Below are 13721 nucleotides of genomic sequence, written 5' to 3'. Positions count from 1 at the left end.
GCACTAGCTGAGCAGCGCAACGTTCTCGTCGATCCGATGCTGAATGTGCATCAGGGTATCGTCGGTGATGCCCCCCTGATAGTCGCGCGTCGCAATGGCCGACCATCGGCTGGCCACCGAGCACATTCGGTCGATCATGTCGCCGGCCGCCGCGGCGGAAATCTCCGCCTCCTTTGCCAGCCCGAGCAAGGCCGCTCGGTCGATCTGCAGCGCCTCGCCCATGACGTCCATCTGGTGATAACCGCCCGGTCCCTCGCAGAATGTCACGTCATAGGCCGGCGCGAGCTTCCACTCGCCGGATCGCGCCATGATGTACGCGAAGTTCTTGGGATGATCGTCCCGGTTGTTGAAGGCGACGTTGAAGACAGCCCGCTCGAACGCCCGCGCCTTTTCGCGGACGTCATTGGTGCACATGTGGGTCGCACGCAGGAAATTCACGTAATCCAGCGCACCCGGCGTTTTGTAATCGGCACCGGTAAACGCAGCGACGCTTTGCATGGGCACGCGCAGACCGTCCCGTCGATCGAAACGCCTGGATGCAAATGCCGCCATCCCGCCCGGCAAATCGAAATGCAACGTGTCCGGCGTCTCGATGCCGCACATGCGCAAGCACTCGGCGTAGACCATCTCGATCGCGCACACCTCCGGATGCTCCTGCCGCGCCGGGAACTTGACCAGCCACGCGTCAAAATCCGCCGCGGGGGCCGTGGTAAAGACGCCGGAGCGCGGATCGCGATAGACCAGCGCCTTCGGCCTGGCGCCTTGCGGAGAACCGCCCACCTGCAGCAACTGATGAAGGAACGCTCCGCCTTCACCATCGAGGACTTCCTGTACCTCGGCCGCGAGCCGATCCAGGGGAATATTCGGCTGCGGCTCCTGGATCTCGGGCGCGACGGGCTCGAACGACATGGCCCCCATCGCATGGCTGCCGATGTAAGCCAGCCGCTCCAGCGGCCCGATGCGTGCCGCGTTGAGGCCGCGGCGTTTGAACAACCGATCCATCAGCAACATGCCCCATCCGTCGGGCAGCGCATCATAGACCGGCCCGGGCAGCCCTAGCTGATGGGCCGGAAAATCCTTGCGCAGCCTGCTCCCATGCACAGGGAGTGCATAAGACGACAGCTCGAGCCCCCTCTTGCGTGCGTCATCGCTATATTCGAATACGATCAACGGGCGCCCCGTGATGGCCGTCGTCGAGACCAGCGATCCCCACAGCCAGTGCTCCCCCCAGCCGTCGTAGTAGACATCGACCCGCTCAATCATTGTTCGTCGTCCTCTTGACGCGCTGACGTTTGGCGCTCTTTTCATACCGGTGAACGTCTTCCAGGCTATCGAGCTTCGGCAGGAACAGCGCTTCGAGTTCCTTGCTTCGTCCAAGAACCATGGCGACACGAATGACCGTTTCGAGGCTCACATTGCGTCCGGCTTCCAGGTTAGACACGGTATTGGCGCCGACGCCGGCACGCGCCGCCACGTCGGCCTGGGTGAGTTGCAACGCCAAACGCTCCGTGCGAAGCCGCTCGCAAAGGAGTGTGACGATTTCAGCGGGCTTGCGAAAGCTTAATTCCAACATAATGTGTCTTGTGGCGCCATAGGGCATATAACCCACAATATTATAGAGTTAAAGCGTTAGCATGCTCAAGAACTTTAATTCCCTGATATTGTGGTTTATAGGTGAATATGGCGTCATTACCACCAGTAACACGGAATTAACTCCCGATGGACGTATGCCCCGTCACACCCCGCCACATTCTTGTTAGCACCGGCCACACCCCGCTTCGCGCCCCGCGTTTTCCCCTACCTCGAACTCCTTGACGCCACCGGCCCCCATCGACAACACTTTGCCCATCGCAAGTGTGATCACAGATCGCAGATCAAACTCAGGAGAACCCCGGCCTTGGCACCCCGTATCGTCCCGCCCGCACTGAAAGTCATCGAATCGGAAACGATGGCCGACAAGGTCTACCAGCAACTGCGCGAAGCGCTGATGAGCGGCCGTTTCGCGCCCGGTCAGGCGCTGAGCCTGCGCAGCGTCGCCGAGGCGGTCGGCTCGTCGACGATGCCCGTGCGCGCCGCGCTCACGCGGCTGCGCGCCGAACGCGCGCTGGTCGACGGCCCGAACCGCGCGCTCGTCGTGCCGCCGATGACGCTCGACATGCTCGACGAACTGCGCGACGTGCGGATCGCGCTCGAGGGATGCATCGCCGAACGCGCGTGCGCACGGATGACCGACGCGCAGATCGCTGCCGTACGCAAGACCTGCGAAACGATGCAGGCGCAGGTCGAGGCCGGCCGTTCGCGCGCCTACCTGCAGAGCAATTTCGCGTTCCACAGCGCGATCTACGCGCACGGTGCGAGCGAAAGCACGCTCGCGATCGTCGAGAACCTGTGGATGCGCGTCGGGCCGTTCCTCAACATGGTCGCGCTCGATATCCCGCACATGCGGCGCTCGATGGATGCGCACCGCGCGATCGTCGATGCGCTCGAACGGCGCGACGGCACCGGCGTACGTGCCGGCATCGCGCTCGACATCGGCGGCGCCGCGCACGATCTCGCCGAAACGCTGCGCGCCGAGCAGACGCCGCGGCGCGCGAATGCGAAGCCGTAGCGGCCACCTTCCGCGGCAAGCAGCCCCCGAAGGCGCGCCGCATCCAATAACTTCAACGATGGAGACAACCCGGCATGACAGCTTCCGACCTGCTGAAACCCTATGACGGCCTGCGCGTGCTCGTGACGGGCGGCGCGTCGGGCATCGGTCTCGAGATCGCCGACGCGTTCGCCGAATGCGGCGCGCGCGTCCACGTGTGCGATGCGTCGCAAGCCGCGATCGCGGCGCTGGCGGACCGGCCGTCGCGCGCCGCGATCACTGCGACGCTGGCCGACGTATCCGATCCGGTCGCGGTCGAACGCGTGTTCGCGGACATAGCGACGACGCTCGGCGGCCTCGACGTGCTCGTCAACAACGCAGGCATCGCCGGCCCCACGGGCGGCATCGACGAAATCGACCCCGTGCAGTGGGAGCAGACGATCGCGATCAACCTGAACGCGCAATTCCAGTTCGCGCGGCGCGCGGTGCCGCTGTTGCGTGACGCGAAGCACGGCGGCGCGATCATCGCGCTGTCGTCGGTCGCGGGGCGGCTCGGCTACGCGTTCCGCACGCCCTATGCGGCGACCAAGTGGGCCGTCGTCGGTCTCGTGAAAAGCCTCGCGATCGAGCTCGGGCCGCTCGGCATACGCGTGAATGCGATCCAGCCGGGCATCGTACGCGGCCCGCGGATGCGCCGCGTGATCGAAGCACGCGCGCAGCAGCTCGGCATCGGCTACGACGAGATGGAGAAGCGCTATCTCGAGAAGATCTCGCTGCGGCGCATGACGGATCCGGCCGAAATCGCCGCGACCGCGCTGTTCCTGTGCTCGCCCGGCGGGCACGGCATCACCGGGCAGGCGATTTCCGTCTGCGGCAACGTCGAAGTGCTCTGACGCCTCCTGCGTCGCTCATCGTAAGGAATCCTCTCGTGGCAAACGCTCGCAAAGTCATCATCACCTGCGCGCCGACCGGCGCGATCCACACGCCGTCGATGTCGCCGTACCTGCCCGTCACGCCGCATCAGATCGAGACGGCCGCCGTCGCGGCCGCGCAGGCCGGCGCCGCGATCCTGCATCTGCACGCGCGCAACCCGTCGGACGGCAAGCCGACGCAGGACCCGGCCGTGTTCGCCGAATTTCTGCCGCGCATCAAGGCGCAGACCGACGCGGTGATCAATCTCACGTCGGGCGGCAGCCCGCACATGACCGTCGACGAACGGCTGCAGCCCGCGCTGCATTTCCAGCCCGAAATCGCGTCGCTGAACATGGGTTCGATGAACTTCGGACTCTATCCGATGCTCGAGCGCTTTCGCGAACTGAAGCATCCGTGGGAACGCGAACATCTCGAGAAGAGCCGCGATCTGGTGTTCAAGAACACGTTCGCCGACATCGAGACGATCCTCACGCGCTGCGGCGCGAACGGCACGCGGTTCGAGTTCGAGTGCTACGACATCTCGCACCTGTACAACCTGGCGCACTTCGTCGACCGCGGGCTCGCGAAGCCGCCGTTCTTCGTGCAGAGCGTGTTCGGCCTGCTCGGCGGCATCGGCGCGCACCCCGAAGACCTGATGCACATGCGCCGCACGGCAGACCGCCTGTTCGGCCAGGACTACGTGTGGTCGATTCTCGGCGCGGGCCGCAACCAGATTCCGCTCGCGACGATCGGCGCCGCACAGGGCGCGAACGTGCGGGTCGGGCTCGAGGATTCGCTGTGGATCGCGCCCGGCCAGCTCGCCGAATCGAGCGCCGCGCAGGTACTGAAGATGCGGCAGGTGCTCGAGGGACTGTCGCTGGAGATCGCGACGCCGGCCGAGGCGCGCGCGATGCTCGATCTCAAGGGCGGCGACGCGGTCCGGTTCTGACCGCCGGGGCGCGCCCGATACCCGCCCAACACCAGGACCCGCAAGCGCAGAGACAAGGCGCCGGCCCAAGCCGGCCGGCGCCAGGACGCCCTTGATCGCCCCGCTCCCGCCCGAGCGCCGCCGGCGCGGCTCCGTCGTCTGCCCCTCCGCTGCGCGCGACGCAGCGGCCTCTGCCGAACGCGGCGCGCCGTGCTTGCCGTGTGCGCCCGTTCGCCTTTACCGGAGTCGTCCGCATGTCCACTCAACACGCCCAGATCCTGCCTTCCGCGACCGGCGACGCAAGCGCGTCGCTGAACCGGCTGCTGTTCCGCAAGCTCATGCCGCTGCTGATCGCCGCCTACGTGATCAGCTTCCTCGACCGCACCAACATCGCGTTCGCGAAGCACTCGATGGGCGTCGATCTCGGCATTTCATCCGCGGCCTACGGGCTCGGCGCCGGCCTGTTCTTCCTGACCTACGCGCTGTTCGAGATCCCGAGCAACCTGATCATGCATCGCGTCGGCGCGCGCTTCTGGATCACGCGGATCATGATCACGTGGGGCGCGTTGTCGGTCGCGATGGCGTTCGTCAGCGGCCCGACGTCGTTCTACGTGATGCGCCTGCTGCTCGGCGCCGCCGAAGCCGGACTGTTTCCGGGCGTGATGCTGTACCTCACGTACTGGTTCGGTCGCGAGCAGCGGGCGCGGGCAACCGGCTACTTCCTGCTCGGCGTGTGCATCGCGAACATCGTCGGCGGGCCGCTGGCCGGCGCGCTGATCGAACTCGACGGCACGCTCGGCTTCCACGGCTGGCAATGGCTGTTCGTCGTCGAAGGGATTCCGGCGATCCTGCTCGCCTTCGTCGTGTGGACGCGCCTGCCGGACCGTCCGAGCCGCGCGCCGTGGCTCGCCCCCGAAACCGGCCGTGCACTCGAACGCGCGCTCGCAGCCGAACAGGATGCCGGGGTCGCCGCCCACGGCGGCCACCGCTTCGGCGCCGCGCTGCGCGATCCGCAGATCTGGCTCGCGATCTTCGTGTACTTCTGCCACCAGTTGACGATCTATACGGTGATCTTCTTCCTGCCGGGCATCATCGGCGCATCGGGGCACTTTTCGCCGTTCGCGGTCGGGTTGCTGACCGCGTTGCCCTGGCTCGCCGCCGCACTCGGCGCCGCCACCCTGCCGCGCTTCGCGCGCGAGTCGCATCATGCGCGCCGGATCCTGTGCGGCGGCCTCATCGTGATGGCGGCCGGAATGGTGGGCGCCGCCAACGCGTCGCCGGTGGCCGGCCTCGCTTGCGTATGCATCGCCGCGTCGATGTTCTTCGTCGTGCAGTCGATCGTGTTCACGTTTCCTGCGTCGCGACTCGCCGGCAGCGCGCTGGCCGGCGGTCTCGGTCTCGTGAACACATGCGGGCTGCTCGGCGGCTTCGTCGGCCCGACCGTCGTCGGCGCGATCGAACAGGCGACCGGGAATGCGAAGAACGGACTGACGCTGCTTACCGCAGCGCTCGTCGCCGCCGCGTTCGCGAGTCTCGCGCTGCGCCACGGGCACGAGCGGCCCGCTGTGCGATCGCAAGGCTGAGCGCGCGCGATTCGAGCCGGCGCGACGCTGCGGGCCGCCCCCGCCTGCCTCGCGCCGCGTTCGGTCAGAACAGATACATCCCTGCGACGAACACCACGCCCGAGAACAACAGCGTCGTCACGCAGTACCCCATGATGTCGCGCACGCCGAGCCCGGCGATCGCGAGGGCGGGCAGCGCCCAGAACGGCTGCGCCATGTTGGTCCACGCCTCGCCGTAGGCGATCGCCATCGCGGCCTTGCCGAGATCGGCACCGAGCGCCTGCGCGGCCGGCATCACAAACGGGCCCTGCACGACCCAGTGGCCGCCGCCCGACGGCACCGCGAAATTGATCACGGCCGAACTGAGGAACGCGAGCAGCGGGAACGTGTGCACGTTCGCGATATCGACGAACCACTTCGTGATCACGCCCGCGAGCCCCGAGTGATCCATCAGCGCCTGGATGCCCGCGTAAAAGGGAAACTGGATCATGATCCCCGATGCGCCGCGCGCCGCGCCGGCCACCGCGCGCGCATAGGCCATCGGCGTACGGTGCAGCAGGATGCCGGCCGCGAGGAACGCGAGGTTCACGGTGTCGATGTCGAGCGCGAAGCCCTTCTGCATGAAACGCAGCACGAGGAACGCCGCGCACAGCGCCGCAACGACGACCGACAGCGCGCGGCTCTCTTCCATCCGTTCCGCGAACGTCGCGTCGGGCCCGAGCTGGCGCTCGACGCTCGGCGGTTCCGCGAGCAGCGCCGGATCGACGCTGACGACGTCGCCCGGCTTCGGCATCATCATCCGCGCGAGAAACGGCAGCATCACGATCAGCCCGATCGTGATGAACGCGTTGTAGCCGGTGAAGATCGTGTCCGACACGGGAATCAGCCCGATGGTCTTTTCCATCGGATTGCCCTTCGTCGCGGCGACGAGCGGGACCGAACCCGACAGCCCACCGTGCCAGCTCAGGAAACCCATGTACGCGGATGCGACGAGCAGCCGGTAGTCGCTGCCGGCGACGCGGCGCGCGACTTCGCGCGCAAGCATCGCGCCGAGCACGAGGCCGAAGCCCCAGTTGATCGCGCAGGCGAGCGCGCCGACGAACGCGACGAGCATCACGCCCTGCCCCGGCGTGCGCGCGGTGCTTGCGAGCGCAACGAGCAGGCGGCGCACCGGCGGCGAACTCGCGAGCGCGTGGCCGGTGACGAGGATCATCACCATCTGCATCGAAAACGCGAGCAGGTTCCAGAAGCCTGAACCCCACATCGTCGTGAGTTGCACCGGCGTGGTCGGCGTGAGACCGAAGGCGAGCGCGAACGTGACGATCGTCAGCAGGATCGCGAAAATCAACGGGTCGGGCAGCACGCGGTGGACCACCTGCGTGAAAAAGCGGGAAATGCGTTGGACCAACTTGAGCTCCTCGTTTCCTGATACGGACATCCGCGCGCGTATGGTTCGTTGTTCGGTGGCGGAAACGCGCGGATTTTTGCACAGAACCGAAAGACGCGCTTTGGGGTGCGCACCATCGCGATCCGGCAGCGATACGCGCGAGAAGAGGCGAGGAAACGGGAAGGAAAACGACGTCGGGCAGCCCCGGGGGAGCCGCCCGTGCAGATAAAGGATGACGGCGCGGGTCAGCGGACCGCCGCCGTCTCCGGCGTGCCGACCGTCGCGATCGCATTCGCGCGCCGCTCGGCCCGCTGCTGCGCGAACCGATACGCCACGAGCGACCCGGCCACCGCAAGCAGCATCGGCACGAGACTATCGTGATTCACGCGCGTGAATTCGAGCAGCAGCACGACGGCCGTGATCGGCATCTGCATCGACGCGGCAAGAAACGCGGTCGCGCCGATCAGCGCGCATCCGCCGATCGATGCGCCGGGCCATACGAGGCCCCACAGCCCGCCGAGCACGACGCCCAGCAGCGCACCGTTCGCGAGGCCCGGCGTCAGCAGCCCGCCCTCCGCCCCCGCACGCAGGCTGCCCGCCTCGATCAGCACCTTCAGTACGAGCAGCGTCGCGGCGACGCCGATCGTCAGCGTGCCGTCGAAACCCAGCGAAGCCGGCCCCTTGCCATTGCCGAGCAGTTGCGGAAACCGCATCGCGAGCACACCGATCACCGCGAAGTTGACCAGCGCGAGCACGGGCAGCAGCCGGCCCTTCGGCGCATCCGCCCGCGCACGGGTCGTGAGCCGCACGAAGCCGTATGCGGCGAAACCGAACAGCGGCCCGCAGACGATCGACCACGCGACCAGCGGCGTGCTCAGCACGAACGCCGGCACCGTGTACTGATGTTCGTTGCCGAGGCCGATCCATGCGACGGCCGCCGCGATCGCCGACGTGACGACTGCCGCCACCAGCGCGCGCAATTCGAACGTGCCGAGCAGCACTTCGAGCACGAACACGGCGCCGCCGAGCGGCACGTTGTAGACGGCCGCGAGGCCGGCGCCCGCGCCGCACGCGACCATCAGCCGGCAGTCGGCGGACGTGAGCCCCGCACGGTGCGCGAGCTGCCCGGCGAGCAGCGAGCCGATCTCGCGCGGCGCGACTTCGCGACCGAGCGGCGAACCGAGCGCGACGGTGACGATCTGCAGCAGCGCGTGAACCGTCGTGCTGACGACCGGCATCCGCGGATCGGCCGCACGCACCGCCCGGCGGATGCTGACGAGTGGCCGGCCGTACCGGTAGAGCGCCCACCAGCCGCCGCCCGCGACGAGCCCGCAGACGACGAGCACCGCGAGCCGGCGCAACGGGTCGGCCTGCGTCACGCCCGTGAGGAAGCTCTGGGTGCCGACCACGTGCGACAAGCTGTAGCCGTAGGCGACATGCTGGATCGCGTGCAGCAGCAGCGCGAGCAGCATCCCGCCGAAGCCCGCGCCGATGCCGGTCAGGACGGTGACGACCGCCATCCGCGCGAACGGGCTGGCGGACGGCGAAGAAGACGCGGGAGCGGATGGAAAGTCGAGGCGCATGAGGTCGGCGAACGAGGATCGACAAGGCGGCGCGCACCATGCACGCCGCCGTCAGGTCCGAATCGTAGGCTTCGACCGCTCATGAGACAAACGTATTTTTCTGATCAACTCATGTATTTCACGAATGAATGAGCGGAGGCGCCACGCGGCGGCGCGCGGCGCCTCCCACGTGAACCCGTCACTCCGGATACGTGACGCGCTCCGGCTCCCGCCGCATGATCACCTTCCCGAGGCGAATCGACAGCGTGGCCTTCGCCTGCCTGCGCACCGCTTCGTAGTCGCTGTCCGCGTCGAGCACGACCAGGTTCGCCGGCCGCCCGACCGCAATCCCGTAACCGTCGCCGAGATGCATCGTCGTCGCGCTGTGATCGGTCACGAAGTCGAGGCAGCGCTGCAGGTCCTCGTAGCCCATCATGTGGCAAATATGGAGGCCGGCGTCGAGCACGCGCAGGATATTGCCGTTGCCGAGCGGATACCACGGATCCTTGATCGAATCCTGCCCGAAGCACACGTTCAGACCCGCACGATCTAGCTCCGCGACGCGCGTGACGCCGCGCCGCTTCGGAAACGTGTCGAAACGCCCCTGCAGGTGGATGCTCTCCGTCGGGCACGACACGAAGTTCAGCCCGGCACGCTTGAGCAGCCGGAACAGCTTCGAGCAGTACGCGTTGTCGTACGAGCCCATCGCGGTGGTGTGGCTCGCCGTCACGCGCGCGCCCATGCCGCGCACGCGCGCTTCTTCCGCGAGCACTTCCAGAAAGCGCGAATGCGGATCGTCGGTCTCGTCGCAGTGCACGTCGACGAGGCAGCCGGTGCGCTCGGCCAGCTCCATCAGGAAGCGGATCGAGCTGACGCCCTGCTCGCGCGTGTTCTCGAAATGCGGAATCCCGCCGACGACGTCCGCGCCGAGATCGATCGCCTGCTCCATCAGCGCGCGGCCGCCGTCGAACGACTCGATGCCTTCCTGCGGAAACGCGACGATCTGCAGGTCGATCAGCCCGCGCGCCTCGTCCTTCACTTCGAGCATCGCCTTCAGCGCGGCGAGCGTCGGATCGGTGACGTCGACGTGGGTGCGCACGTGCTGGATGCCGTGATCGCGCAGCATGCCGATGGCCGCATGCGCGCGCGTCTTGGTGTCCTCGTGCGTGATCGTCGCCTTGCGCTCGGACCAGCGCTCGATCCCCTCGAACAGCGTGCCGCTCATGTTCCAGGCCGGCTCGCCGGCCGTGAGCACCGCATCGAGATGGATATGCGGCTCGACCAGCGGCGGGATCGCGACACGGCCGCCGGCGTCGATATCGTCGGCGCCGGCGGGCACGACCGGCGCGGTTTGCGCGTCGATCCGCGCGATCCTGTCGCCGTCGATACCGATCGTGAAGAGCCCGTCGCGACCGCGCAGGCGTGCATTGAAGAGATTCATGTGGGTCCTGGCGTCATGCGGCGTCAGCGCGCCGCGTGGTGGGGAAATCCCGCTCGTTCAGCGGGTCCGGCATTCAGCGGAAATCGTCGATCTTCAGGCCGGTGGCCGCGCTCATCTCGTCGTTCGTCACGTCGCGCACGTGCTTGCCGAACGTCCACACGTGCCGGCCGGGGTCACGCGCGCGATACATGCGATCGCCGTAGAACGCATCGGCCGGCGCCTGCAGGATCTCCGCGCCGGCCGCGCGTGCGCGTTCGCAGTGCGCGTCGATGTCCGCGTCGTCGGGCAGATGCACGTGGACGTGCTGGGTATTGCGGTCGCCGGTGTCTTCCGGCGATGCGATGAAGTCGGCCCACGCGCCGCCGATCATCACGAGACCGTCACCGAATTTCATTTCGGCGTGGGCGATGTCGCCTTCCGGTGTGGTGACGACGAGCGAGCGCTCGAAACCGAATGCACGTTCGAGCCATGCGAGCGCGGCTTTCGGGTCGCGGTAGCAAAGCGCGGCACTGAAGGACGGACGGTGATGCGCAGTCATCGATGTCTCCTTGTCCCGGCATGGGATGGCTCATTCTCCACGTGCGCGAAGCGGCGAGCAACTCCCGCGCCGGCGACGCGCATGTTGTCAATGCGCGACACAGCATGCGCGGCAATCGCACATCACGCACCGCGCCTTCCGCGAAAACGTCCGGCATCCGGCGGCGGCATCGGTTTGTGAACACCGTATGACGCACTCTTGCGCGGCTCGCAAGGGTGTGCTCGCGCGCCGGCCGCCGGAATCGAACGGACGCGCCCCTACACTTGCGCCGAACTTTGATCACCGTCCCACACGCAGGAGCATTTACTTGACGTCCTCACCCGCCTAAAGGCAGGTGATTCCCACACCTGGCGATGCACGTCCGCATCGGAGAATGTTCAGCGCAGCGTTGGTATCTCGATCATGCACGACACCACAGCCATCGCAGGCCCACTCTCTCATTCGCAGTCCCGCGATACCTTTCGGCCGCGTCGTGCTGTCTTTCGATCCGCACGCCGAACAGGACTGGGTAGAACCGCTTTCGTCGACTTCCTCGAACGTGGCCCCGTGCGCCATCGCCTTGTAACGGAGCTTGTTTCGGAAGGACGACCAGGATGCGTCGTAGACGCTTTTCGCCATCCTGGTTCTGGCGAGTTTGGCGGCCGACACGTTACCGACCACCATGTAGTCAAAGCGTCGCACCAGATCGAGGGCGAGCTTGTGCTGGAAATCGGCACGGGCATTCGCGACCTTGGCATGCAGCTTCGCGATATGTCGCTTGTGCTTGCGCGCCCGTTGAGCTTTCGCCAGTTTCTCCGCCGCGCGTCGGCCGAATCGGTCATTGGGCAGCTTCTCGCCCGTCGAAAGTGCGGCGAAGTCTTTCAGGCCGAGATCGATGCCAACACCGGAACGGACCGGGCGGGCCTGCACATCGGGCATCTCGATCACGATGTTGAGAAACCAGTTGCCGCGGGCGTCCTGTGCAAAGTTGGTCCCATCCTTGATCTTGCCTTCGGGAAGCGGTCGGCTGTTGAACACGCGGAAGGTGTTGCCGGCGAAACGGAACGCATCGCCTTCGCGCTTCAGGTCACGCCCCTTCAGCGGCACCCAGCCCAGCGATTTCCTGCCGCGATAGCGCAGGTAGGGCCGACGGTGCTGACTGCGCGACTTCGCATATTGCTCGCACGTCGCGTTGATCGTGCCGGAGTGGATGCCGAGTTCCCTACTGCTGCCGATGGTAAGCACATTCAAGTCGAAACCCGTCGGCCACCTCTTGTTCCACTTAAGCGCGTGCTTCTGCGTGTCGTTGCAGAAGTTCCAGACGTAGTTCACCGCACGGCTCTGCTTGTTGAGCAGTCCGTTGAGCGACTTCACGCGATAGCGGTAGACAAGGATCATGCCGGTGATCCTAACCCGTGGAAGAAGCTGCCTGTCAACAGCACTCCTTTCCTTCCCGCCATCCGCCCCGAAGGAAGTCCCCTTGGGGGAAATGGCGGGGTTTCTCGGAGCAAATTCTGATGAACAAAACCCTGATTGCCGCCGCCTCCGCCACCGCACTCTTCGCCCCGCTCGCGCACGCGCAGAGCTCGGTCACGCTGTACGGCCTGATCGACGCCGGCATCGCGTACACCAACAACGTGAACGGCGGATCCCAGTGGCGGATGACCACCGGCACGATCAACGGCAGCCGTTTCGGGCTGCGCGGCACCGAGGATCTCGGTGGCGGCCTGAAGGCGCTGTTCGTGCTGGAGAACGGCTTCAACGCGAACAACGGCGCGCTTGGCCAGGACGGCAAGCTGTTCGGCCGCCATGCATACGTCGGCCTGAGCCGCAGCGGCTTCGGCACGCTGACGCTCGGCCGCCAGTACGACACGATGGTCGACTTCGTCGCGCCGCTGTCCGCGACGGCCGGCGACTTCGGCGATACGGGCTTCGCGCATCCGTTCGACAACGACAACCTGAACCATTCGGTGCGCATCAACAACGCGGTCAAGTACACGAGCGACACGATCGCGGGCTTCAAGGTCGGCGCGCTGTACGGCTTCTCGAACTCGACGAACTTCGCCGGCAATCGCGCGTACAGCGTCGCGGCGAGCTACACGAACGGCCCGCTGAAGCTGGCCGGCGCGTACCTGCAGATGAACGGCACGAAGGGTTCGACGAGCGCGAGCCCCGGCGCGACCGACGTGGCCGAAGCGAAGAGCGTGAGCCAGGGCGGCTGGTCGGTGGGCGCGGACCGCATGCGCACGTACGGTGGCGGTGTCAGCTACGGGTTCGGTCCGGCGACGGTCGGCTTCGTCTATACGCGTTCGCAGTACGACAACTCGGGCTCGTTCGGCTCGACCGGCCAGGTCGCGTTCAACAACTACGACGTGAACGTGCGCTATGCGGTGACGCCGGCCGTCAGCCTCGGCGCGGCCTACGTGTATACGGACGCCAGCGTGTCGAACCCCGACAGCAAGCACGGCACCGATCCGAAGTGGCACCAGGTCGACCTGCAGGCGGTGTACAAGCTGTCGCGCCGCACCGATCTGTACGCGGAAGCGATGTACCAGCACGCATCGGGCCGCGGCTACCAGGCGTTCATCAACACGTCGGGCGGCGCATCGAGCACCGCGAACCAGATCGTCGGCACGATCGGCATGCGCACGCGCTTCTGATCGCCGTCCGCATCACGAGATGACGCGTCGCCCGCCGGCCGTGCCCGTGTCGCCGAGCACGGGTCGGGTCGACACGGGCGACGTGCGCCAATGTTGTGCCATCTGGAAAGCAGCCTGCCTGGAATCGGGGTTTTTGCGGCCGCGTGCGCTGCATAGACTGGCGTC

At 66.6% G+C, this 13721-nt stretch carries 12 protein-coding genes; 5 read left to right on the top strand and 7 right to left on the bottom strand.

Annotated features, from left to right (window positions below; translation table 11 throughout):
• Positions 1-3: 3 nt before the first annotated feature.
• A complete protein-coding gene (locus BAMB_RS18880) occupies positions 4-1263 on the bottom strand; it encodes a type II toxin-antitoxin system HipA family toxin (RefSeq protein ID WP_011658765.1) in 1260 nt (419 codons plus the stop codon).
• Entirely contained in the window at positions 1256-1573 is a 318-nt protein-coding gene (locus BAMB_RS34030; RefSeq protein ID WP_082089645.1) for a helix-turn-helix transcriptional regulator, read from the bottom strand. The genes BAMB_RS18880 and BAMB_RS34030 overlap by 8 nt, the downstream gene beginning before the upstream one ends.
• Before the next feature lie 324 nt (positions 1574-1897).
• On the opposite strand from BAMB_RS34030, the gene BAMB_RS18870 reads away from it, so the two are divergent.
• From BAMB_RS18870 to BAMB_RS18855, 4 genes are all read left to right on the top strand, one after another.
• The gene (locus tag BAMB_RS18870; RefSeq protein WP_011658763.1) at positions 1898-2608 is read left to right on the top strand and encodes a GntR family transcriptional regulator; all 711 of its coding nucleotides are present in this window, start codon (positions 1898-1900) and stop codon (positions 2606-2608) included.
• A gap of 74 nt (positions 2609-2682) precedes the next feature.
• Complete coding sequence (locus tag BAMB_RS18865) at positions 2683-3480, top strand: SDR family oxidoreductase (RefSeq protein ID WP_011658762.1); 798 nt, start codon at positions 2683-2685, stop codon at positions 3478-3480.
• A gap of 35 nt (positions 3481-3515) precedes the next feature.
• On the top strand, positions 3516-4448 hold the full coding sequence (gene kce / locus BAMB_RS18860; RefSeq protein WP_011658761.1) for a 3,5-dioxohexanoate:acetyl-CoA acetone transferase: 933 nt from the start codon (positions 3516-3518) through the stop codon (positions 4446-4448).
• A 233-nt stretch (positions 4449-4681) separates the two neighbouring features.
• Positions 4682-6010 carry an MFS transporter gene (locus tag BAMB_RS18855; RefSeq protein WP_011658760.1) on the top strand — a complete coding sequence of 443 codons (1329 nt, stop codon included), beginning with the start codon at positions 4682-4684 and terminating at the stop codon, positions 6008-6010.
• Positions 6011-6074: 64 nt separating this feature from the next.
• On the opposite strand, the gene BAMB_RS18850 is transcribed toward BAMB_RS18855, so the two are convergent.
• The 5 genes from BAMB_RS18850 to BAMB_RS18830 all read right to left on the bottom strand — a co-directional run bounded on the left by BAMB_RS18850 (position 6075) and on the right by BAMB_RS18830 (position 12294).
• Positions 6075-7397, bottom strand: a complete 1323-nt coding sequence (locus BAMB_RS18850) for a TIGR00366 family protein (protein WP_041491456.1) — start codon at positions 7395-7397, stop codon at positions 6075-6077.
• A gap of 224 nt (positions 7398-7621) precedes the next feature.
• Positions 7622-8959, bottom strand: coding sequence for a chloride channel protein (locus BAMB_RS18845; RefSeq protein WP_011658758.1), 1338 nt, complete (start codon positions 8957-8959; stop codon positions 7622-7624).
• A gap of 178 nt (positions 8960-9137) precedes the next feature.
• Complete coding sequence (gene codA, locus BAMB_RS18840) at positions 9138-10379, bottom strand: cytosine deaminase (protein ID WP_011658757.1); 1242 nt, start codon at positions 10377-10379, stop codon at positions 9138-9140.
• A gap of 73 nt (positions 10380-10452) precedes the next feature.
• Positions 10453-10917, bottom strand: a complete 465-nt coding sequence (locus BAMB_RS18835; RefSeq protein WP_011658756.1) for a VOC family protein — start codon at positions 10915-10917, stop codon at positions 10453-10455.
• Positions 10918-11241: 324 nt separating this feature from the next.
• Complete coding sequence (locus tag BAMB_RS18830) at positions 11242-12294, bottom strand: RNA-guided endonuclease InsQ/TnpB family protein (protein WP_011658755.1); 1053 nt, start codon at positions 12292-12294, stop codon at positions 11242-11244.
• A gap of 119 nt (positions 12295-12413) precedes the next feature.
• Between BAMB_RS18830 and BAMB_RS18825 the strand changes: the two genes are divergently transcribed.
• Positions 12414-13556: a porin gene (locus BAMB_RS18825; RefSeq protein WP_011658754.1), complete on the top strand. Its 1143-nt coding sequence runs from the start codon at positions 12414-12416 to the stop codon at positions 13554-13556.
• The last annotated feature ends 165 nt before the right edge of the window (positions 13557-13721 follow it).

It is taken from the genome of Burkholderia ambifaria AMMD, assembly GCF_000203915.1.
GTDB lineage: Bacteria > Pseudomonadota > Gammaproteobacteria > Burkholderiales > Burkholderiaceae > Burkholderia > Burkholderia ambifaria.
The sequence above is the reverse complement of the archived record's forward strand: the minus strand, read 5'-3'. Positions and strand labels throughout refer to the sequence as shown.